The sequence below is a fragment of the Pseudolactococcus laudensis genome, assembly GCF_013449735.1.
Taxonomy (GTDB): domain Bacteria; phylum Bacillota; class Bacilli; order Lactobacillales; family Streptococcaceae; genus Pseudolactococcus; species Pseudolactococcus laudensis.
In genome coordinates, this window is the sequence record NZ_JACBNY010000007.1 from 43,022 (window position 1) to 64,886 (window position 21,865).

General features: G+C 38.4%; 21 protein-coding genes and 1 pseudogene. 2 read left to right on the top strand and 20 right to left on the bottom strand.

Annotation, left to right across the window (positions count from 1 at the left end; translation table 11 throughout):
• Positions 1-25: 25 nt before the first annotated feature.
• The 16 genes from HZR21_RS05540 to HZR21_RS05615 form a co-directional block, all read right to left on the bottom strand.
• Positions 26-238, bottom strand: coding sequence for a type II toxin-antitoxin system Phd/YefM family antitoxin (locus HZR21_RS05540; protein ID WP_180746803.1), 213 nt, complete (start codon positions 236-238; stop codon positions 26-28).
• Between the two features lie 286 nt (positions 239-524).
• Complete coding sequence (gene rlmD, locus HZR21_RS05545) at positions 525-1,889, bottom strand: 23S rRNA (uracil(1939)-C(5))-methyltransferase RlmD (protein WP_180746804.1); 1,365 nt, start codon at positions 1,887-1,889, stop codon at positions 525-527.
• Between the two features lie 71 nt (positions 1,890-1,960).
• Positions 1,961-3,034, bottom strand: coding sequence for an ABC transporter substrate-binding protein (locus HZR21_RS05550; RefSeq protein ID WP_180746805.1), 1,074 nt, complete (start codon positions 3,032-3,034; stop codon positions 1,961-1,963).
• Positions 3,035-3,619 (bottom strand): LemA family protein, encoded by a 585-nt coding sequence (locus tag HZR21_RS05555; protein ID WP_180746806.1) that lies wholly within the window; start codon positions 3,617-3,619, stop codon positions 3,035-3,037.
• A 52-nt stretch (positions 3,620-3,671) separates the two neighbouring features.
• Positions 3,672-4,511 carry a TPM domain-containing protein gene (locus HZR21_RS11915; RefSeq protein WP_180746807.1) on the bottom strand — a complete coding sequence of 280 codons (840 nt, stop codon included), beginning with the start codon at positions 4,509-4,511 and terminating at the stop codon, positions 3,672-3,674.
• Positions 4,498-5,280: an ABC transporter permease gene (locus HZR21_RS05565; RefSeq protein ID WP_003137310.1), complete on the bottom strand. Its 783-nt coding sequence runs from the start codon at positions 5,278-5,280 to the stop codon at positions 4,498-4,500. The genes HZR21_RS11915 and HZR21_RS05565 overlap by 14 nt, the downstream gene beginning before the upstream one ends.
• A complete protein-coding gene (locus HZR21_RS05570) occupies positions 5,277-6,077 on the bottom strand; it encodes an ABC transporter permease (RefSeq protein WP_180746808.1) in 801 nt (266 codons plus the stop codon). The genes HZR21_RS05565 and HZR21_RS05570 overlap by 4 nt, the downstream gene beginning before the upstream one ends.
• The gene (locus HZR21_RS05575) at positions 6,074-7,255 is read right to left on the bottom strand and encodes a DUF998 domain-containing protein (protein WP_180746809.1); all 1,182 of its coding nucleotides are present in this window, start codon (positions 7,253-7,255) and stop codon (positions 6,074-6,076) included. Before HZR21_RS05575 ends, HZR21_RS05570 begins: the two co-directional genes overlap by 4 nt.
• Before the next feature lie 87 nt (positions 7,256-7,342).
• On the bottom strand, positions 7,343-8,494 hold the full coding sequence (locus HZR21_RS05580; protein WP_180746810.1) for an ABC transporter ATP-binding protein: 1,152 nt from the start codon (positions 8,492-8,494) through the stop codon (positions 7,343-7,345).
• Positions 8,484-9,398 (bottom strand): UDP-N-acetylmuramate dehydrogenase, encoded by a 915-nt coding sequence (gene murB / locus HZR21_RS05585; RefSeq protein ID WP_180746811.1) that lies wholly within the window; start codon positions 9,396-9,398, stop codon positions 8,484-8,486. Before murB ends, HZR21_RS05580 begins: the two co-directional genes overlap by 11 nt.
• 87 nt (positions 9,399-9,485) lie before the next feature.
• A complete protein-coding gene (gene rarD, locus HZR21_RS05590; protein WP_180746812.1) occupies positions 9,486-10,373 on the bottom strand; it encodes an EamA family transporter RarD in 888 nt (295 codons plus the stop codon).
• A 214-nt stretch (positions 10,374-10,587) separates the two neighbouring features.
• Positions 10,588-11,454 carry a homoserine kinase gene (gene thrB / locus HZR21_RS05595; RefSeq protein WP_180746848.1) on the bottom strand — a complete coding sequence of 289 codons (867 nt, stop codon included), beginning with the start codon at positions 11,452-11,454 and terminating at the stop codon, positions 10,588-10,590.
• 17 nt (positions 11,455-11,471) lie between these two features.
• A complete protein-coding gene (locus HZR21_RS05600) occupies positions 11,472-12,752 on the bottom strand; it encodes a homoserine dehydrogenase (RefSeq protein ID WP_180746813.1) in 1,281 nt (426 codons plus the stop codon).
• Positions 12,753-12,846: 94 nt separating this feature from the next.
• On the bottom strand, positions 12,847-13,437 hold the full coding sequence (gene yihA / locus HZR21_RS05605; RefSeq protein WP_003137300.1) for a ribosome biogenesis GTP-binding protein YihA/YsxC: 591 nt from the start codon (positions 13,435-13,437) through the stop codon (positions 12,847-12,849).
• Positions 13,438-13,489: 52 nt separating this feature from the next.
• A complete protein-coding gene (gene clpX, locus HZR21_RS05610) occupies positions 13,490-14,707 on the bottom strand; it encodes an ATP-dependent Clp protease ATP-binding subunit ClpX (RefSeq protein WP_180746814.1) in 1,218 nt (405 codons plus the stop codon).
• A 221-nt stretch (positions 14,708-14,928) separates the two neighbouring features.
• Positions 14,929-15,441 (bottom strand): dihydrofolate reductase, encoded by a 513-nt coding sequence (locus HZR21_RS05615; protein ID WP_180746815.1) that lies wholly within the window; start codon positions 15,439-15,441, stop codon positions 14,929-14,931.
• Between the two features lie 217 nt (positions 15,442-15,658).
• Here HZR21_RS05615 and HZR21_RS05620 point away from each other — a divergent pair.
• Both HZR21_RS05620 and HZR21_RS05625 read left to right on the top strand, forming a co-directional pair.
• A pseudogene (locus tag HZR21_RS05620) lies at positions 15,659-15,939 on the top strand (glycosyltransferase); the annotation flags it as partial.
• A gap of 45 nt (positions 15,940-15,984) precedes the next feature.
• Positions 15,985-16,416: a glycosyltransferase gene (locus HZR21_RS05625; RefSeq protein WP_483605851.1), complete on the top strand. Its 432-nt coding sequence runs from the start codon at positions 15,985-15,987 to the stop codon at positions 16,414-16,416.
• Positions 16,417-16,967: 551 nt separating this feature from the next.
• Here HZR21_RS05625 and HZR21_RS05630 read toward each other — a convergent pair.
• The 4 genes from HZR21_RS05630 to nagA all read right to left on the bottom strand — a co-directional run bounded on the left by HZR21_RS05630 (position 16,968) and on the right by nagA (position 21,836).
• The gene (locus tag HZR21_RS05630; RefSeq protein WP_246307813.1) at positions 16,968-17,696 is read right to left on the bottom strand and encodes a carbonic anhydrase; all 729 of its coding nucleotides are present in this window, start codon (positions 17,694-17,696) and stop codon (positions 16,968-16,970) included.
• Positions 17,697-17,836: 140 nt separating this feature from the next.
• Positions 17,837-19,339, bottom strand: coding sequence for a pyruvate kinase (gene pyk, locus HZR21_RS05635; RefSeq protein WP_180746819.1), 1,503 nt, complete (start codon positions 19,337-19,339; stop codon positions 17,837-17,839).
• 126 nt (positions 19,340-19,465) lie between these two features.
• Positions 19,466-20,473, bottom strand: a complete 1,008-nt coding sequence (gene pfkA, locus HZR21_RS05640; protein WP_003137284.1) for a 6-phosphofructokinase — start codon at positions 20,471-20,473, stop codon at positions 19,466-19,468.
• Between the two features lie 205 nt (positions 20,474-20,678).
• A complete protein-coding gene (gene nagA / locus HZR21_RS05645; protein WP_180746820.1) occupies positions 20,679-21,836 on the bottom strand; it encodes an N-acetylglucosamine-6-phosphate deacetylase in 1,158 nt (385 codons plus the stop codon).
• Between the last annotated feature and the right edge of the window lie 29 nt (positions 21,837-21,865).

The window sequence follows — 21,865 nt, forward strand, 5'->3', positions numbered from 1 at the left end:
TTAGCCTCTTTCGCTCTCGATTTTATTAATACTCTGTTATATCTATTCCTGCTCTTAATAATCGTTCGTATCTATCATGAGAAATTAATATAGCAACTGGTTTCCCATTTTTTAATACAAATGCCGTTTTGTCTTCTTCAGATAATCCTGTTATTAATTTGGAAGATTGTCCTCTTAGAAAATCCGACATGTTATAGAATTCCATAGGCTGTTTTTGATTTTTATCGTCTATGACCATTTATTAACCACCTTTTTCCTTTAATTATACCACTTTTTTGTTAATATAAATACAAATTTCTACTTATAAAGTAATTACTTTATAAGTTCATCGAGTTCTAATAATATCATTATTGTAGCGACAACCCTACCAAAAAGCAATATTGTAATGTCGACCCTACTGATTTTAAATCAGTTGATATGTTTCCGAACAAACAAAAAAATGAGATTTTAAGCAAGATTTTCATCTCACCTAAAATCTCGATTATCTGTAAAACCCTTTATATCAAGTCTTTTTCAGTCCTGTCTTACTTCTTCCGTGTCAACAACCCAACCAACTCAATATGATGCGTCTGCGGAAACAAATCAACAGGCTGCACCTTCTCAAGCGCATACCCCAACTCTTCAAACCGCACGACATCACGCGCAAAGGTCGCGGCATTACAGGAAATATAAACAATACTTCGTGCGCCAACGCTAGCAGCTGATGTGATAAAGGACTCATCTAGGCCTTTACGCGGTGGATCGACCATAATCACATCAGGTTTCACGCCTTCAGTTACCCAGTCACCCATGACTTTCTCGGCTTTACCGGTCACATAAGTCACATTGTCGATGCCATTCAACTCAGCATTCTTACGCGCATTTTCAACGGCTGCTGCTACAACTTCAACCCCATAAACGTGTTTGACCTTGTCAGCAAACGTTAAACCAATCGTCCCGATACCTGAGTAGGCATCAATCACAACATCATCAGCGGTCAAATCTGCAAACTCGATCGCTTTAGCATACAAGACTTCTGCTGCAGGCGTATTAACCTGATAAAATGATGGTGCAGAAATGTCATACTTGCGCTCTAACATGATGTCGGTGATGAAATCTTGTCCAAACAAGACGTTCCAGTCACTTCCGAAAATGTTATTGCCAGTGGATGCGTTGACGTTTTGCATGATCGACTTGATGGCTGGGAATTGCTTGGTAAGAGCGTTTATAACACCGTCAACTTTGAAAAACGAGGCCTTGCGTGTGACGAAGATTACCATGATTTCGCCTGTTGCGTGGGCACGACGGACGACAACGTTGCGAACAAAACCTGTATTTTCAATTTCATTATAGGCTTTGAGCCCAAATTTTCTCAAGAGGTCACGAACTGCGATCACAACTTCATCAATTTCAGGTTGTTGAATAAAGAAATCTTCCACCGGAACCAGTGTGTGAGAATGTTTGCGGAAGAATCCAGTTTCCAGAACGCCGTTAACTGAACGGACAGGGATGCTGGCTTTATTGCGGTACTTTGTAACGTCTGGACTAGGAATGGCCTTTAGAACAGGAAAATCGACCTTGTGCGCTGTTTTAGAGAGCAGCTCGACAATCTGCTTGCGTTTGAATTTCAATTGCTCAGCATAGGCTAAATGGCCAAAATCGGCAATGCCTGTTCGCAAGTAGTCAAGATTGATATCTGTAACGCGGTGCTCAGAAGTCATCAGGTAAGTTTCAACCTTACCAAAGCCAAATTTCTTACCTGTTTTCAAGACGCGCATCTCAATCATCTCACCAGGTAGGGCATTCTCGACAAAAAACGGATAGCCGTCAATCTTCACGACACCCGCGCCTTCGTGGGTCAAATCTATTACTTGAACTTCAAAAATATCATTTTTATTAAAATTAGTCATGACCTCATTATATCATATCTTTGCGTGTGTCGTGCTATCAGCCATGAAAAAAACCGAGCGCAAGGCTCAGTTTATTTCCGATACATCTTAAACTCCAAAAACAAATCATTGTAAATCCCTAGATATTCTGGGCCAAGGTTTTTATAAACTTCTAAATTTTTCATAGCAGTCGCATCTGGATAGAAAGCTCTATCTGACGTGATTTGCTTAGGCAGTATAGCCTCGGCTTTCATATTTGGTGTGGCATAGCCAACATATTCCGCATTTTTAGCTGCAATTTCAGGTCTCAGCATATAATTGATAAAAGCATAAGCCGCATCATAATTTTTAGCCGTCTTAGGAATTACGATATTGTCAAACCAGAGATTTGAACCCTCGCTTGGCACAACATAATGCAGATGCTCATTTTCACTCACCATTTCTGCCGCTTCCCCAGAAAAAGTGACCGCAACAGCAGCTTCATTATTAATCATATACTGTTTAATTTCATCGGCAACAATAGCTTTGACATTAGTCGTCAATGACTTGAGATGATTATAGGCCTTATTTAACTGCCCCATATCTTTCGAATTAACACTATCACCTTGTTCATTAAGCGCCAGACCAATCACTTCACGCGCCCCATCAATCAACATCAAATTGTTTTTATAATCAGACGACCACAAATCTTGCCAATGCGCAGGTGGTGTTTTAACCTTCTCATCGTTATAGGTAATCCCAAGCGTTCCCCAAAAATAAGGAATCGAATAGGCATTGTCAGCATCAAAACTTTGATTTAAGAACCTAGGGTCGATATTATCCAACCCTTTAATCTTAGAATGGTCGAGCTTATTCAACAGCTTCTCCGACTTCATCTTATCGATCATGTACTCACTCGGAATCGCGATATCATAAGTCGTACCGCCCTGCTTAATCTTCGTGTACATCGCCTCATTCGAATCAAACGTCACATAATTAACCTTGTAACCCGTCTCTTTTTCGAAACTTTTCAGTAAACTTTCGTCGATATAATCGCCCCAGTTGTAAATGGTAAGCTGGTTACTAATCGCTGAGCTGCCGCTATCCGCGGATAATTTAACGGATAACACACCAAGCACAGCAATAATGGCGAGAACGCCCCCCATAAAGTAGACTAATCTTTTCATTTATTTACTGCTATCACCAAAATTAACACTTGGTGCATCTTTAGCAGAGTCAGCAGCTTTAAAGTAGTCTTTTTTACTTGCACCACGCATACTCGCGACGATAGACGTTGGAAAAAGTGAAATTTTTGTATTGTAAGATTTCACTGCATCATTATAACGCGTCCGTGCGACTGCAATACGATTTTCAGTACCAGCCAATTCATCTGCTAACTGCGTGAACTGTTTGTCTGCCTTGATATCAGGATAGCTCACTTGCAAGCGTAATAAACCATTCAAAGCTGAACTAACTTGGTCGTTAGCTGCAGCTTTATCTGTAACAGTTTCGGCTTTACTCATCGCACTTTGCGCCGTAGATATTGCTGTAAAGATTTTTTCTTCATGTTCAGCATAGCCCTTAACTGTTTCAACCAAATTAGGGATTAAGTCATTCCGACGTTGTAATTGCGTATCAATATCAGCATAGGCTGAATCTACACTGTTTTCTTCTTTTGTAATACCGTTGCCAATGCTGAAAAATGCTACAATCACAATGACAAGTACTGCTAATATACCTACAACTAAACCATTCTTTTTAATAAAATTCATCTTTTTTCTCTTTTCTATTTTGTAAAGTCATACACTTATTTAAATGAGTATATTATCGACCAGCTCCGCCACCCGATGAAGAACCGCCGCCAAAGCCGCCGCCACCACCTGATGACCCATCAGAACCACCACCATAGCCTCCTGAGCCACCACCACGATTATTGAAAATCGCAATGAGAATCCACATAAGGATATCGCCATGTCCAGTTAAAATCATACCTAAAATAAAGATAAATATAATCCCGAAAACAATCAAACCACCTATTGGATTACCCGAAGATTGTTCTTGATTATTCTCATAATCATTATGAGAAGGCGCTTCAGGTGTTTGTTCTTCAGATGTTTGCTCACTATTAGCATTGCCAGTTAAGACATCTGAAAATGCTTTAATGGTTTGAGATACTGCGGTATCATAATCATCTTTGGCACGATAGGGGACAAAGTCATTGTCTAAAATTCGACCGACTTTGCCATCGTTTAACTCTCCCTCGAGGCCTTGACCAACCTCCACCCATACTTTTTTCTCATCCTTTGCAATGAGCATGAGTAAGCCGTTATCACTCTCCTTATCTCCAATACCTGTTTGATTAAAGACCGTATTGGCATATTCTTGAATCATCTTATTTTTCAACGTATCAACTGTTAAAACAATAATTTGAGCTTTTTTACTCACATCTAGGTTTTCGAGTTGATGATTCAAGTCATTTTTAGTCGTATCTGATAATAAATCAGCCTGGTCATAAATATAGGTATGTTCTTGCCAGGTAATTTTCGATACTGCTTCACCAGCTTTATGGTCACCTTGCCACTTAAAAAAGCCGAAAACACCAGCTAAAGCCACTAGCATGATAGTCATGAAGATGATTTTTTGGGTAAATTTATTTGTCTTCATCTGCGCTCCTCATAATCATATAATAACCGATTACAAGCAAAATTGAAAGTATAAACACTAATGCAGATAACGCATTGATTTCAAGTGAGATGCCGTGACGTGCGCGTGAGTAGATTTCAACGGACAAAGTTGAAAAACCATTACCGGTAACAAAGAAAGTTACCGCAAAATCATCTAGAGAATAGGTAAAGGCCATGAAGAATCCGGCGATAATACCCGGAGTTAAAAATGGTAGCACAACTTCTGTCATTGTTTGGCGCTGAGTCGCGCCTAAATCATAGGCTGCATTGATCATATCCTGATCCATTTCTTGCAAACGAGGTAAGACCATGAGCACAACAATAGGTATCGAGAAGGCAATGTGCGCCATTAAAACTGACGCAAAGCCTAATTTAAACCCGATTGAGGTAAGCAAAATAAGAAAGCTTGCACCAATCATAACATCAGGTGAAACCAACAAGACGTTATTAAGTGACAAAATAGTATTCTGGCGTTTCTTTTTTGCTCGGTGAATATAGATTGTCCCAAAAGTGCCAATAATTGTCGCAATAAACGCTGATAAAAAAGCGAGTAAAAAGGTCTGAACGACAATTAAAATCAAGCGATGGTCAGCAAATAAAGCTTGAAAATATTCAAAAGTAAAGCCAGTAAAGGCATTCATATTGCCATTTTTATTGAAGGCATAAATAATTAGATAAAAAATAGGCAGGTACAAAAGAGCAAAAACAAAAATCAAATAAGCATTTTCAAATTTAAAACGTCGTTTCATGCTTTGCTACCTCTCTCCCGTGTCAAGAACATCACAGCAAACATTGTGATAATGAGGACCATGCCAATGGTTGCCCCCATACCCCAGTTTTGAGTAACAAGGAAATGTTCCTCAATGGCAGTCCCTAAAGTAATCACACGGTTACCACCGATTAATCTCGTCAGCATGAACAGGCTTAGACTGGGGATAAAAACAGCTTGAACACCTGACCTAACACCATTCATAGAAAGTGGAAAAATAATTTGTGTGAAATTTTGAAACCGTGTTGTCCCTAAATCATATCCAGCCTTAATCAAATTGCCGTCAATCTCATCTATCGCATTAAAAATAGGTAGGACCATGAAAGGAATTTCAATATAAGCAGCAACAAAAATAAAAGAAAAATCGGTAAACAAGATTTGTTGACTACCAAGCCCCATAAAGTTCAGGAAACCATTAACCGCACCAGATTGTCCGAAAATACCAATAAATGCGTAGGCTTTGAGTAAGAGGTTAATCCAGGTAGGTAAAATAATCAACATCAACCAAAGTTGTTTATGTTTTAATTTTGTCAAAAAATAAGCAGTTGGATAGCTGATGATAAGTGTCACAGCCGTAATGATAGCTGCATAAATCACAGAATTCACGGACATTTTCAGATAAGTCCAACTGGTAAAATACGTCCCATAATTAGCCAAAGTCACATTGCCATCAATATCGAAAAATGATTTATAAACCAATAAAGCGATAGGGGCTAGAACAAATAAGAATAGCCAAAGACAATAGGGAATAGCGGATAGTTGTGTTTTTTTAGTCATAAAGTTTCTTTTGGTGTCATATCGACAAGTTTAAGTTGCCAGCGACGATGTGATTGCGACAAATCTTGAATCGCATTAATCAACATCACTAGCCAGATAAAAGCAATAACAAAGGCGATGATTTCAAAAAATGTCAAAGACAGATAATGAATCCCTAAAAATAGAAAAGCAGATAATACTAGTAAACCAAGCGTGATAGCAGAAAATACGAGAAATTCTTTAGAAATGTCTGGTATAAGCCATTTTAAAAGCAGAATTAATACAATGATACAAATAACGATGCCAAAAGCAGATAAATTATGCACGGTCATCGTCCATGAATAACTATTAGCTGGGAAAATTCCGACACAGGCAATTAAGACTGCAATTAAATAATAGAAAAATCGAACGACTGTACTTTTTTTAGTATAAAAGGCACTTTGCGAAAACTCTGAAAACAAATAGTCAGTAATCGTTAGTAAAATGAATGCTGAAAAAATCAGCGTCATATTAAATTCCCAATGTCTTTTAGCCTCATAAGTCCCTAAAAAACTAAAGTTAAATTGCCACCAATCTCGTTGATTATTCAAAGCCATAGCAACGAGAACGCCAACAATGAAAGTAACAAATAGCATGGCGATTAGATTAGACACTTTGACAGACACGGCAGAAGAAATTAAAACAAAATTGATAACTGCTGAAAAGGCTAGAACAAATAAAGAGGCGGACACTGGGTCAAAACTAACCCCACTAAAGGTGTGGCGCATAATATAAAATGTAATGACAGTCACTGCTAAAGTCACTAAAGAATAGGTTAAAGATAAGGTCAATGTTTCCCGCATTTTCGTAAACCAAGATTGCTTAGCCTGAGCATGCGGTATTTTTCGATAAGCTAAAATGAACGAAATGAAACCTGTGAATATGCCGAAAACCGTACTTGCATGAGCAACGGAAATCACATCGTCGCCAGTAAAAGAAATTTGTGATTTTTGAGTGATTAAGAAAGTCATCAGAGCCATAAGCCAAGCAAATAAACTTGGAATTAGTAGGTGTCTTAAAGAGAAATTTTGACGATTGTTAATTGAGGCACTTTTTAATTTGATCAAAAACCCATTATCAACAGCTTCCAAAATCAAATCATCTTCATCACCGTTCAGTACTTCTGCGAGTGTATCTGGTACCTCAATATATTTCTTCATTTTTTCCCCCTATTACAAATCAGCTAATTAACTTTCTATCAGCTGAGTAAACTTACCAATCATGCAGATGTAACAACAGACCATCTTTTAGTCTTTGATGTTTTCCTCTTCAATTGCATTGATTAAACCAGCTTCAACAATCTCCTCATCTACATATTCTTCAATCCGAGCATCAAATTCTTCTTCTGTTTCATTGAGTCGCATAATATGAATGTCTTCTGATTCAAAATCAAGACCAATTACCTCCCCAACAATCGCGCGTCGTGTTGAATGAATCATCCAATCTTGTCCTAACTCGTCAACCGCAATGATTTCATAATGTACACCGCGGAAGAGTTGCGTTTGTACCTTAACAATTAACTTTCCTTCATCTGGTAACGTCAATCTTAAATCTTCCGGTCGAATGACAACTTCAACCGGTTCATTTTTTCTCATCCCACCATCGACAGATTCAAATCTTTTGCCATTAAACTCGACCAAATAATCATCTATCATAATCCCTGAGATGATATTAGATTCACCAATAAAATTCGCTACAAAGCGATTAATCGGCTCGTCATAAATATCCACTGGTGTGCCCGATTGAACAATTTCGCCATCATTGATGATAAATATCCAGTCACTCATGGCTAAGGCCTCTTCTTGGTCATGCGTGACAAAAACAAATGTAATGCCTAGTTTTTGTTGTAGCGCACGAAGTTCGTACTGCATTTCAGTCCGTAATTTCAAGTCAAGGGCGCTCAAAGGTTCATCTAGCAAAACAACCTTGGGTTGATTGACAATTGCTCTCGCAATTGCGACACGTTGACGCTGACCTCCAGATAATTTTTGAATGCGTCGGTTTTCAAAACCTGTCAAACGAACCATTTTAAGCGCATCTAGCACACGTTTTTCAATCTGTGATTTTTCAACCTTGCGAATTTTTAAAGGAAAGGCAATATTATCAAACACATTTTTATGAGGTAATAAGGCATAATTTTGGAAAACAGTATGCACATCACGTTGATTGATTGGCACATCATTAATACGTTCATTGTCAAGATAGATATCACCAGTCGTTGCGTCAGTCAAACCCGCAATAATATTGAGGATTGTTGATTTACCTGAGCCTGACGCGCCTAAAAGCGTATAAAATTTCCCCGCCTCTAACTCAAAATTAATATCTCTGAGGATGAGTTGACCGTTATCTTCAAAAGACTTAGACACATTCTTGAACTCAATGATTGGGTTAGTCGTCAATTTTTTCTTCTCCTAAAATTCGTACCTCTGGTTCTAATGTCACACCAGAAGACGCTTTGACTTGCGCAATGACATAAGCAATTAATGCCTCGTAGTCCTTGGCAGTACCGTTATCAACATTGACCATAAAGCCGGCATGCTTTTTAGAGACTTGAACACCACCAATCTGATGACCTTGTAAACCTGCATCTTGAATCAACTGACCTGCAAAGTAGCCAACCGGTCTCTTAAATACAGAGCCACAACTTGGAAATTTCAGCGGCTGTTTTAATTCTCGCAAGTGAGTTAATCGTGCCATCTCAGCTTTAATAACTTCGTAATCACCACTGCTTAACGAAAATTTTGCTGATAGGGCAATATAATGTTTACTTTTCAGAATTGATTTACGGTAGCCAAACTGCATATCCTCTGCAGAAATCACGAAAATATCACCTGATTGGTCCATGACCTGAACGCTAGATAGGACTGTCGCAATCTCCCCACCGTAGGCACCTGCATTCATAAATACAGCACCACCAACTGACCCTGGAATACCACAGGCAAATTCAAAGCCAGTCAATGAATTATCCAAAGCGACTTGCGTCGTATCGATTAAACTAGCACCAGCCTGCGCTTCAATCACATAACCATTGGCACGAATCGTGTTCATTTTTTCGAGTAGAATAACGAAACCACGAATACCACCGTTACGAACGATAAGATTACTAGCATTGCCCAAAACGAGGAAGGGTGTCTGCGTTTCGTTGGCAAGTTTAACCAATGTTTGCAACTGATATTTATCTGTCGGAAAAGCGAGAAAATCAGCTGGTCCACCAACTTTCGTGTAGGTATAATTGGAGAGTGGTTCATCAAATTTCACCACCAATTCCGGTAATTTTTCAAGTATTTCATTTTTTGTTAACATATTTGCTCTTTTCGTATCAAAAATTTTTTCGTGCAAGACGCATCTAGTCATCACATAAAAATAGCTTGTACCAAAGGTACAACACTATTATTTTACCATATTTTTAGTCTTTTTCATCAGCATAACTTGCCCGATGATAAAGACAATAATGGCAAGCCAAATGGCTGCAAAACCATATAAGTTTTCTAGTTTAAAAGTTTCGTGGAAAAGGAATATCGCCACTGCCAATTGTATCGTGGGACTAACATACTGCACAAAGCCAACGACGTTAAGAGGGGCTTGTTTCAGCGCTTCTGCAAATAAAAGCAAAGGAATGGCTGTAATAATCCCTGACAAAATCAAATAGATAATTTGGTAAACCGTATAATCACTTGGTGTATGCTTAGCAAAAAATAGAATAAAGATTAACACAAAGGGCGTCACAATGATTGTTTCCACAAACACGGCAACATCACTTGAGAGTGTCACATTTTTCTTTATCATGCCATAAGTGCCAAATGAAAAAGGCAATAGAATTGACACAATAGGTAAATGACCACTTTGAACTGTTAAAATTAAGACACCTAATAGAGCAAATGCAAGTGATATCTTAGTGAAGTTTTCCAAATTTTCTTTGAGAAAGACAACAGCCAATAAAACAGAAAACAGAGGATTAATATAATATCCCAGACTTGCGGCTGTTGCCTGTCCATGACCAACTGCATAAATAAAGACGAGCCAATTAATTGAAATCAGGAAACTTGCCAAAATCATGGAGATCAATTCAGATTTATTCGCAAGTAAACCTGATACCTCAGTTTTCAATTTATTCATTCGACCAAATAAGAGGAAATATAGCAGCATCGTCAACATCGTCGACATCATTCGATAAGAAAAAACTTCGTAGGCATCAACCCCACTCAATAATTTCCAAAATATGGAGAGAAATCCCCAAGCAATATAAGAGCCAAACGCTAGTAATAAACCTTTTTTCACATATTCCCCCTTTTGACTATCAAATTATTTATCTCTAGTCTTCCTTATTTAATATGACCTCAATCATGTCCGTGTAAAATTAAAAATAGAATTTTCACGAGTTCAAGATTGAACAAGACCGTAAAAATTCTAATTTTATGCGTAAGGCGACTGATTAACGTACAGTTTTCAATCTTTGATTTAAAGATAAAATTTGACAGCATCCCTGTAATACTTAATACACGACTTTAATACCTTGTGTATCAACTGCCAATTCTAATAACTGACCTGAAAATTCTTGTGCTTCAAGCTCTGACTTAATTGTTGTTAATTTATCTATTGGCATCATGATCATGACAGTTGGGCCAGCACCAGATAAATATGTCGCATAAGCACCCTTAGCATGACTGATTTCTCGGATTTTAGCAACTTCTGGCACAAGCTTACCACGATAGCTTTCATGGAATAAATCTTGTTCCATGAGTTGACCGGCAAGTGCCATATCACCTGTCAAAAGTGCTGCAATTGCAACGTTAGCAATTGCACTAGCTGCCACTGCATCATGATAGGTAAATTCGTTAGGTAGTACTTGACGTGAATCACTCGTTTTCAGTTCATAATCCGGAATAAAAGCAAGTAGACCCGTCTCTGGCATTGGTGCTGTAACATGATTGGTTTTTCCGCCTATGCTGTTGGCAATGACTAAATTACCAAAAATCGCAGGAGCAACATTATCAGGATGCCCTTCAATTTTTGTAGCAATTGCTATCTTGTCAGCACCTGTCAAATTAAGTTGACCAAGTTGGTTGGCAAGTTCAATCCCTGCAACAACGACTGAACTAGAAGAACCCAGACCACGCGCCAAAGGTATCTCACTAATCATTTTTATCTTGTGTGGCTGTAAGCTTGGAGATACCTGTAAGGCAGTCTCAAGTAACAAATTACGTTCATCAGACGGTACTTCTACCCCTAAATCATGCTCGATATGCCAATGATTTGTTGCTTCTAATAGCTCAATCGTCAAATAAAGATTAACCGCAAGCCCAACTGAGTCAAATCCTGGTCCAAGATTGGCTGATGTTGCTGGTACTGATATTGTCAAAGTCATCTGTCTTACCTTTAAATTACTTTAATTGTGTTGCGAAGTGTGAAACCTTCTAGATTTGAGATTTTTTCTACTAGACTGTCAAATTGATTCAAATCCATTTTGTGCGAAATAATAGCAATACTTGCGCGGTCATCACCAATATTTTCTTGGAAGACTTGCTCAAATGACACATTTTCTGCATGAAAAAGTTCTGCCAAGTGAAGAAGTTGCCCAGCTTTATCTTCTGTCTCAATCGCAAAATAGTATTTGTCGACTAAATCCTCTTTTGTTGCATAGACTGTTTCGCGTGTAAAGGTATTAAAAGCAGGTAATACTTCACCTTTATCAATCCCTTTAGCAAGTTCAATTACATCTGCAACAACTGATGTCGCTGTTGGTTTTTGACCAGCACCAGGACCATAGAACATGGCTTCATTAATTCCGATAGATTCAACAAAGACAGCGTTCATGACACCGTTGACAGTCGCGAGTTGGTGATTCTTAGGTAAGAATGTTGGCACAACCTCTGCATAAATACCTGAAGGACGTTCAACAATTTCACCTACTAATTTAATAACAAATCCCAATTTTTGTGCCAGCTTAACATCTTCTGGCGTAATATTTCGGATGCCTTCATGACGTACATCTTCAAATTTGATTGTCATACCAAATGCAAATTGACTGAGAATCACAATTTTATAAGCAGCATCAATACCGTCAACATCATTTGTTGGGTCTGATTCAGCATAACCCAGACGACTTGCCTCGGCTAGCGCTTCATCATAAGTCCAACCTTCATCAACCATCTTCGTCATCATGAAATTACTAGTCCCATTGACAACACCGAGTATTTTAGTAATTTTATCAGCTGTATAAGAGTTTGCAAGGGTACGAAGAATAGGTATTCCTCCTGTGACTGCTGCTTCATAATACAAGACCACACCATTGTCAGTAGCAACTTTTAGCAAGTCTGAACCATGAACTGCCAATAAATCTTTATTAGCAGTCACAACATGTTTTTTAGCTTGTAGGGCTTGTGTGATGAAAGTCTTAGCTGGCTCGATGCGGCCCATCAATTCAATAACTATATCAATTGTATCATCGTTCAGGATGGCTGTTATATCAGTCACAAATTCATACTGATGGCCTTGTGCTAATAACGCTTGTTTCTCAGCATCATCTCTAACCAAGAATTTTGCGATTTGAATATCAGTACCCGCTTGAGCAGTGATTTTTTCGCCATTTTCTTTTAGTAAAAAAGGAATGCCACTTGCTACTGTTCCGAATCCGAGTAAAGCAATATTGATTGTCATGTGTCTTAACGCTCCTTCAAAATATAAAATATCATTAGTGCCATTATAGCAGAATTTTCAGAACATTTCTATAATTTTTTTAATTTAGATGAGTTTAATCGACAAAACTTTCAATAACTTGCCATGCCTCGTCTAAGCCAGTTTTATCAAAACTTGAAAAAATGACAAAATCATCCGTACTATCGAACTGCAAAGTTCTCTTAATCATGCTCTCGTGCTTATTCCATTTACTACGCGGAATTTTATCAGCCTTGGTCGCAACCAAAATAACTGGAATTTCATAGTATTTCAGGAATTCATACATCTGAATATCATCAGCCGATGGCTCGTGTCGCATATCCACCAAGCTCACAACCGCACGTAAATTCGCACGTGTTGTCAAATATTCCTCAATCATGCCGCCCCATTTTTCACGTTCTTTTTTAGAAACGCGAGCATAGCCATAACCCGGCACGTCTACAAAATGAAGGGTATCATCAATATTAAAAAAGTTAAGGAGCTGCGTTTTACCAGGACGACCAGAAGTCCGAGCAAAGTTTTTACGATTAAGTAATGTATTGATAAAACTTGATTTACCAACATTTGAACGACCGGCTAGGGCAATTTCTGGCATATCAGTTTCAGGGTATTGTTTACTTGATGCCGCTGAAATTGTCAAGCTGACATTGTGAATATTAAATTTCATGTTTCTCATTTCTATCGCTGTGACCAACTTTGATCACGTTTGGGATTACCGTTTAGGCGCCTAAGATTAAAGGTTCTTCCGTTCCCCGAACAGCTTCCTCAGTAATCACGACTTTCGTCACATTTTCCATGCTCGGCACTTCAAACATGACATCCATCATCACTTCCTCGATAATTGAGCGCAAGCCACGAGCACCTGTTTTGCGTTCAATTGCCTTTTCAGCAATGGCATCTAAAGCACCAGATTCGAATTCTAAGGCCACGTCGTCAAAACTAAGGAGACGCTGATATTGTTTAACGAGTGCATTTTTAGGCTCGGTCAGAATATGTACCAAGTCATCCTTGGTCAAACGCTCAAGTGCTGCAACGATTGGCAGACGGCCGATAAACTCAGGAATTAAACCAAATTTTTGAATATCTTCAGCCACAATTTCTTGCATGTAAGAATCATTTTCGCCTAATGCTTTGTTATTGGCACCAAAACCGATGATTTTCTCACCAAAACGCTGTTTAACAATTTCTTCGATGCCATCAAAAGCACCACCAACGATAAAGAGGATGTTTTTTGTATCCAACTGAATCATTTCTTGGTTAGGGTGTTTACGTCCGCCCTGTGGTGGCACACTCGCAACTGTTCCCTCGATGATTTTCAGCAAGGCTTGTTGGACACCCTCGCCTGAAACATCACGTGTAATCGAGACATTTTCAGATTTTTTAGCAATCTTATCTATTTCATCAACATAGATAATCCCACGTTCAGCACGTTCAACGTTATAGTCCGATGCTTGTAAGAGTTTGAGTAGAATATTTTCCACATCTTCACCAACATAACCTGCCTCAGTCAAACTCGTTGCATCAGCAATGGCAAAAGGTACATTTAGTGAACGCGCTAAAGTTTGTGCCAAGAAAGTTTTACCAGAACCCGTTGGACCAATCATCAAAATATTTGATTTTTGCAGTTCAACATCATCATTTTCCTTGCTTTCCGAAAAGTTAATACGTTTGTAGTGGTTATAAACTGCAACAGAAAGTGCACGTTTGGCGGTATCTTGACCAATCACATATTCGTTTAAAACAGCCAATAATTCTTTTGGTGTTTTACTTTCCAAAACATCAGTTTGACCTTCGCCTTTAAACTCTTCACGCAAAATGTCCATTGATAATTCAACACACTCATTACAAATATATACATCGCTACCAGCGATAATCTTCTTAACTTCATCTTGTGATTTACCACAAAATGAACAAAAAATTTCATTATTCATTATCATTTTTTAGATTTTCCCTCTTCTAAACGTCAATAACTTGGCTAACTTGAGCCCTTAAAATAGCGTCTGATAAACAGCATGAATTGAATTCACAAGGTTAGTAAAGGCACACAGCAAAAAGAGAATGGCTAGACCAAACTTCTTTTTACGAAAACACTGTACTGTACAAATTAAACAAATCCAAGCTAAAACAGCCGTAAACACGCCAAATATTGTTTTTTCCATTATCTCTTAATCTCATATCGTTTGACTGTGAATGCATAGTCATTTTTTTCATCGGCAGGGTGGGTAACACTTGATACTTCTTTAAAATTAGTCATTTCTAATGCTTTTGGAAAATAAGTATCCCCTTCAAATTCGCCTGCAATAATCGTTCGGTAGAGTTGTTCAAATGAATCTTTGAAAGCAATAAACATTTCCGCACCACCAGTGATATACAAATCTTTTGCAGATTCTGGTTCTTGTCCTTGATACCAATTTAGGACAGCTTCAGGGTTATGAAATACAAGGACAGCTTCATCTGCAACTTTGTAAGTTTCATCTCGTGTCATAACAATCGTTGTCCGTCCAGGTAAAACACGTTTATGCATCCCTTCAAACGTCTTGCGTCCCATCAAAATGACTTGCCCCATAGTTGTTTGTTTAAAATGTTGAAGTTCACTCGGCAAAAACCATGGTAAAATACCATTTGAGCCAATTAAACCTTGCGCATCTTCTGCCCAAATTCCTGCAATCATACATCACCTCATCTTTTTTAACTCGCTTATACAATTATACCGTAAAATGCCTTATTTTACCATCATGCAACACAAGACATCTTAATACATGATATAGCTTTAAGCAAGCAAACATCTCCTTAATACAAACTCGATTGCCCATTTTAGAAACCTCAGATAGAATAAAAAATGTTAGAATAAAGACATGAATTATATGACCCATACAATTGAACCTTGGATGCCAGTCGGTGCTACCAAACCCAAAGATGACATTGCAAAAATTGCAAAAAAGCAAGGCTGGATGACTTTAGAAATTGACCGTGCAACGCAAAAAACAACTGCCAACAACCTAACAGCCCATCTGATATCGTCGTTCACCAATTCCCTAGTTATCTCCCTCTTGAATTCGAAGAAAACTTCCAAAATGCAGTCCAACAAACTGGCGCAAAATTCATCATCTTAATCCATGATTTTGAACCTCTACGCTTATCAGAACGTCAAAACAGCGAACGTGAATATGACCTATTAAAACGTGCTGACGGCCTAGTCGTCCACACTTCGGAAATGGCCGATGCCCTAGCCATACCCATACCGACTTTTATTTTAGTACTTTTTGACTACCCCACCGACTCCAAAATCCCAGATAGGAAACTCACCCAAGATCTCATTTTCGCTGGAACCTTAACTAAAGCCATCTGTCTAAAAAACTTTTCGTTGCCCATTAAAGTCTTCGGTAACCTTCCCAGAAAATGGTCATCTGATGAATTGGCACCCACCTTAAAACTTGAAGACGTTTTACCACAAGACACTGCACCTTATGAGTTACCTGACGGTATCGGACTAGTCTGGGATACAGATAGTTCTGAAAACACCCACTACTTTACCTATCAACAGCTCAATAGTCCACATAAATTGAGTCTCTATCTAGCTGCAGAACTTCCAGTTATCTTACCATCATTCTCACCATTTGCACATTTATCACGTCGCATCATTTAGGTACTACTTTAGACGACCTAACACAACTACCACTCACTTTTGATTACGACCGCATTCAAGGAAAAAAAGTAGGCCAATCTTTGAGAAGGGGTGAACACACAACCACCTTACTTCAAAAAATAGAAACATTTTATTCCTAAAATACCAAAAAGAGGATTGGACAAAAAGTCCTCAAAAAATTAGGCTATGAGCAATCTTCAATATTAATTGAAATTGCCGATAGACTATTTTTGTATAGCTTTTTATACATTGTCAAGCAACATAATCATGTTGTAATAAACAGTACGAAATTGGTGAAAAAATTGCTGATTATTTACCAAATCAGTATTCTTTTGCCAAAACAATGCGAAATCGGTAAATTATTTGCTAATTCTATATCAAATTGGTATTCCTTCTGCAAAACCATAAGAAAAAGAGAAAAGCAAACTGACAATTTTGACATCATTGCCTAGTTTGCTTTTCTCTTATAGTGACTGAGGATTTTTGTCCCAGCCTCCTTTTTTACTGTAAGGTAAAACCTCTAAAATATTGCACTCATAGTAAGAACATTCTCAATCATCGTGTGACAAAATCGTACGATGATTAGTCTCTTGAATCTTTCGATTATTATCATCATAATAATGACGAAAAGCTTTCAGCTGTTCAGAGCTTAATGTCACTGGATGTTTCATAACATACCACTCAACATTTTCGCTTAACGGTGGTGTTGTCAAAGACCCATTATAATGGTAATAATCTTGGTCAATCGGTAGCAAATCTGTTAAAGCCACTGCCCCTGATGTATCGGAATCAATATGGTCTAAAATAGATTGAAAAGTTGCATTTGCTTCACCCTCCTGAAACATAGCAGCAATCACTGCTAATCTACCATCTTGAGCTTGATTGACAAAATGTACTTCTAACGGAAAATGTTTACCATCAATTTCATGATCACTAGGCGCATGAAAGTGAAATTGTTTAAGCTTGTATTTTCGCCCGTTAATCTCCGCACTACCTTTGATTTCAGCCTCAATTGAATGACCATTGTCAACCACTTTTTCAAAATCAGTAGCATAATTCAAGGCGATAGTGCCATTATCGGTCATATTTTCAACCTTTGTCGTGTCAATGTTGATTGGTGATTGACTATCCCCACTCTCAAATTTCCAATCTTTTTGGTCATCATAATCCAGATTATGTTTTTTTCCAGACTTTGAATCGTTCGATTGACTCGTGACTGATTTTTTAGCAGTACGACTTGCACATGCTGTTAAACTCACAACAAGTGTGATAAAAGTCAAGCACAATACTACTTTTTTAAAATATCTCGTTTATTCCCATTCCCTTCATGGTGTCAGTAAGTTATGTGTTACTAGATATTTGTCACAAAAAAACACGTTAGCAAAAACGTGCTTTTTCTTGAATTTAAAATTAAATTCAATTATTTAACTGTACGGATACGCATTGTATTTGTACGGCCAGAACCAACTGGTACACCAGCAACGATAATGATGTTGTCACCAGATGATACAAGACCTGAATCAATTGCAGCTTTTTCAGCAACTTCAAACATGTCATCAGTTGATGCAGGTTTTTCAGTCAATGTTGGGATAACACCCCAGTTAATCATGAGTGATTTTTCGATTTTTTCGTCGAATGTTACTGCCAAAATGTCAGCATCAGGACGGTATTTAGAAATCAAACGTGCAGTTGAACCAGACTCAGTCAAAGCAACAATCAATTTGATGTCCATAGAGTTTGTCGCATCTTTAACTGCAGATGCAACAACTTCTGTAACGTTAGAACGGTCAAATTTGTCAGAAGACAAACGGCCATATTCTTTCAAAAGTGCTTGTGCATTTTTGTCAACAGTTGCCATTGTGCGAACTGATTCTACTGGATATTTACCGTTAGCAGATTCGCCTGAAAGCATTGTTGCATCAGTACCATCGATAACCGCGTTGAAAACGTCAGAGATTTCTGAACGTGTTGCACGTGGTTTGTCAGTCATTGTTTCAAGCATGTTAGTCGCTGTGATAACAGCTTTACCAGCAGCATTAACTTTTTGAATGATTTGTTTTTGGTAAACTGGTACCATTTCAAATGGTACTTCAATACCCATATCACCACGGGCAATCATGATACCTTCAGAGGCAGCAATAATTTCATCAATATTGTCGATACCTTGTTGGTTTTCGATTTTAGGGAAGAGTTGAACGTGTGTGTTACCAGTTTCTTCAAGAATCGCACGCACTTCGTTAACGTCTTTAGCTGAACGTACAAATGAAATCGCGATGAAGTTCAAACCTTGTTCCAAACCAAAACGGATGTCCGCGTTGTCGCGTTCAGCAAGCGCTGGGAAAGGAATTTTAGTGTTAGGGATGTTAACACCTTTTTGTTTAGCAATAACGCCATCATTTTGAACTTCAACTTCAAATTCGCGAGTTGCAGCGTCTTTACCAGCAAGTGTCAAACCAAGTTTACCATCATCGATAAGGATTGTTTGACCAATTTCAACGTTATCAAAGATGTCAAGACCACCAGCAACGTTCAAAGCAATCACATCTTTAGTAGATTTCAAGCCTTGTTTTGTCGCAACACGTAATTTATCACCTGTTTTATATTCGTATTCTTTAGCATCATCTTCGAACAATTCAGTACGGATTTCTGGACCTTTTGTATCGAGCAAAAAACCAACTTTTTGGTTAACGATTTCTTCTGCACGACGAACAACTTTCATACGATCGCCTTGCTCTTCATGGTCACCGTGTGAGAAATTAAAACGGAAAACATTTGCGCCTTCTTTGATGAGTTGAGCGATTTTTTGTGCTGACGCTTCAACATCAAGTTTTTCACCCCAGTAACCATCGTCACCGAATTTTTTACCACCACGGATTTCAATAGCTGGTCCAAGTGTTGCAACAATTTTTACGCGTTTGTTCATTATGATAGAACTCCTTCTATAATTAAGTGGTTTTCACCAATATTTATGAACATCTCAAACGAGAGATGTTCTGATACTGCTTACGCAGTGAAGTTAACAAGTGAAATAAAGAAAATCTGTCAATGATTAAGACGAAATCTCTTTGTTAAGTTTGTATAAATCAAGGTTCGCTTTATGAGGATTGTTGACAATGATTTTACCATTATCAAGACTGAATAACGCACCTTCTTCTGCTGTACCTAAAATTGGACTTTCGACCAACTTTTCGTTGTGAATACCAACAGCAAGGCCACCATGACCTTCTTTAAGTAATTCTACAGCGCGAGCACCCATCCATGATGCAAGAACACGGTCACGAGCAGTTGGTGTACCACCACGTTGAATATGTCCCAAAGTGCTGACACGTAAGTCACTATCATCACCAGCAGCTTTGATTTTCTCTGCCAGTTCTGCACCAGTCATTACACCCTCTGCAAGAACGATGATGTTATGGTTTTTACCATTTTTGTAGCCATTCTTGATTGATGCAACCAATTCGTTAACATCAAAATCTTGTTCAGGAATAAGAATTTCATCAGCACCTGCACCAATACCAGCCCAGAGTGCGATGTCACCAGCATGACGACCCATTACTTCAACGATAAACGTACGTTTATGAGAAGATGACGTGTCACGGATTTTGTCAATCGCTTCTAAAGCAGTTGTTACAGCTGTGTCAAAACCGATTGTATAATCAGTACCAACAATATCATTATCAATTGTGCCTGGTAAACCAATTGCTGGGAAACCATGCTCAGTTAAGCGCATTGCACCGTGGTATGAACCATCACCACCGATAACTACAACACCTTCGATACCATGTTTTTTAAGTTGTTCAATACCAGCAAGCTGACCTTCAAGCTCAGCAAATTCAGGAAAACGAGCAGAGTACAAGAAAGTGCCACCCTGTGAAATTTTTCCGCCAACACCTCTACTTGTTAAAGGGAATATGTCGCCAGCAACCATACCAGCATAACCATAGTTAATGCCGAATACTTCCATACCTTCGTAAATGGCTTTACGAACAACGGCACGAATAGCGGCATTCATACCAGGGGCGTCACCACCACTGGTTAAAACGGCAATACGTTTCATTTGAGTATTAATCCTCCAAAGTTTTTTATCTTAATCATTATACCACGTTTGTGTTTAATTTGTCAGTGCTAAATATAAGAAAACGTTTTCCTTGACAATAACTAAAAAAAGCGCCTTAACGCTTTCTCTAGTTAATATCTTTGCTCTGCTGCTGATAATAGGTCAACAACACAAACAATAACGTTTAATTTTTGTCTCTTGAAACTTATGCTGAATAAACCAATTTGCCATTCAAATAAGTGGCTGATAAGTCAAGATTATCTTCAAGAACGATGAAATCAGCTGCAAAACCTGGCTTAATTCGACCACATTTGTCATCAATACCAACTGATTTAGCAGGAATCAAAGATGCCATCATAACGGCTTCTTCTGGTGATGCAATTCCCCATTCAACGACGTTTTTAAGACCGTCTTTAAGTTTTAAAATAGACCCTGCTAAATTACCACCATCTTTCAAACGTGCCGTACCATTTTCCACAATAACTGGATACTCACCTAACATGTAATCACCATCTGGTTCACCACCAGCACGCATACAGTCAGTGATTAAAGCGACATGGTCATGTCCTTTTTGTTTCATTAAGATATCACAGGCTTTTGGATGAACATGATGACCATCACAGATTAACTCAGCATAAGTATGTGGAATTTCATAGATAGCACCAACCATACCAAGTTCACGGTGAGTTAAGCCACGCATACCATTGTAAGCATGAACCCAAATGCTAGCACCAGCTTCTGCACCACGAACAGCTTGCTCGTATGTCGCGTCAGAATGACCAAGTGCAACTCTTGTGCCGGTAGCTGTTACTTTTGAGATAAAATCTTCGACGCCATCTCGTTCAGGTGCAACAGCAATTTTAAGTAACATTCCTTTAGCAGCTGATTGCCATCCTTCGAATTCTTCGAAACTTGGATTACGCATGTAGTCTGCGTTTTGTGCCCCTTTATATTTTTCAGTAAAATAAGGTCCTTCAAAGAAAATACCTTGAATTTTAGCCCCTGATGCTTCTGTATGATGTTCACCAATTGTTTCACAAATATCACGTAATTGTTCATAACTTGCTGTCAAAGCAGTTGGTAAGAATGACGTCACACCAGTTGGCAAGAGAGCGTCACTCATTGTATGAACGATGCCATCTTTGTCATTATCCATAACATCAGCTCCTGCATAACCATGCACATGTGTGTCTACAAGTCCTGGTGCAATAAATTTACCGCTATAGTCTAAAATTTCAGCATTAGCCGGTGCTTGCATTGTATGTTTGCCAAATTTGCCATCTGCAGTGACTTCTAAATAGCCACCTACTTTAACTTCATAGGGATAGAAAAATTTGTCTGCCTTGATATAGTAAGTTGTCATTGAGTTTACCTCATTCTTTCTTTAAATAC

Bases quoted from the DNA above. Each gene is read 5' to 3' on its own strand.
- HZR21_RS05565 (WP_003137310.1), bottom strand. From the start codon at position 5,280: ATGAAACGACGTTTTAAATTTGAAAATGCTTATTTGATTTTTGTTTTT.
- HZR21_RS05615 (WP_180746815.1), bottom strand. From the start codon at position 15,441: ATGATTGCAGGAATTTGGGCAGAAGATGCGCAAGGTTTAATTGGCTCA.
- HZR21_RS05575 (WP_180746809.1), bottom strand. From the start codon at position 7,255: ATGAAGAAATATATTGAGGTACCAGATACACTCGCAGAAGTACTGAAC.
- HZR21_RS11915 (WP_180746807.1), bottom strand. From the start codon at position 4,511: ATGAAGACAAATAAATTTACCCAAAAAATCATCTTCATGACTATCATG.
- HZR21_RS05570 (WP_180746808.1), bottom strand. From the start codon at position 6,077: ATGACTAAAAAAACACAACTATCCGCTATTCCCTATTGTCTTTGGCTA.
- HZR21_RS05550 (WP_180746805.1), bottom strand. From the start codon at position 3,034: ATGAAAAGATTAGTCTACTTTATGGGGGGCGTTCTCGCCATTATTGCT.
- HZR21_RS05555 (WP_180746806.1), bottom strand. From the start codon at position 3,619: ATGAATTTTATTAAAAAGAATGGTTTAGTTGTAGGTATATTAGCAGTA.
- murB (WP_180746811.1), bottom strand. From the start codon at position 9,398: ATGTTAACAAAAAATGAAATACTTGAAAAATTACCGGAATTGGTGGTG.
- pfkA (WP_003137284.1), bottom strand. From the start codon at position 20,473: ATGAAACGTATTGCCGTTTTAACCAGTGGTGGTGACGCCCCTGGTATG.
- pyk (WP_180746819.1), bottom strand. From the start codon at position 19,339: ATGAACAAACGCGTAAAAATTGTTGCAACACTTGGACCAGCTATTGAA.
- yihA (WP_003137300.1), bottom strand. From the start codon at position 13,437: ATGAAATTTAATATTCACAATGTCAGCTTGACAATTTCAGCGGCATCA.
- rlmD (WP_180746804.1), bottom strand. From the start codon at position 1,889: ATGACTAATTTTAATAAAAATGATATTTTTGAAGTTCAAGTAATAGAT.
- HZR21_RS05600 (WP_180746813.1), bottom strand. From the start codon at position 12,752: ATGACAATCAATATTGCTTTACTCGGATTCGGAACAGTAGCAAGTGGC.
- clpX (WP_180746814.1), bottom strand. From the start codon at position 14,707: ATGATAATGAATAATGAAATTTTTTGTTCATTTTGTGGTAAATCACAA.
- nagA (WP_180746820.1), bottom strand. From the start codon at position 21,836: ATGACAACTTACTATATCAAGGCAGACAAATTTTTCTATCCCTATGAA.
- HZR21_RS05625 (WP_483605851.1), top strand. From the start codon at position 15,985: ATGGCCGATGCCCTAGCCATACCCATACCGACTTTTATTTTAGTACTT.
- HZR21_RS05540 (WP_180746803.1), bottom strand. From the start codon at position 238: ATGGTCATAGACGATAAAAATCAAAAACAGCCTATGGAATTCTATAAC.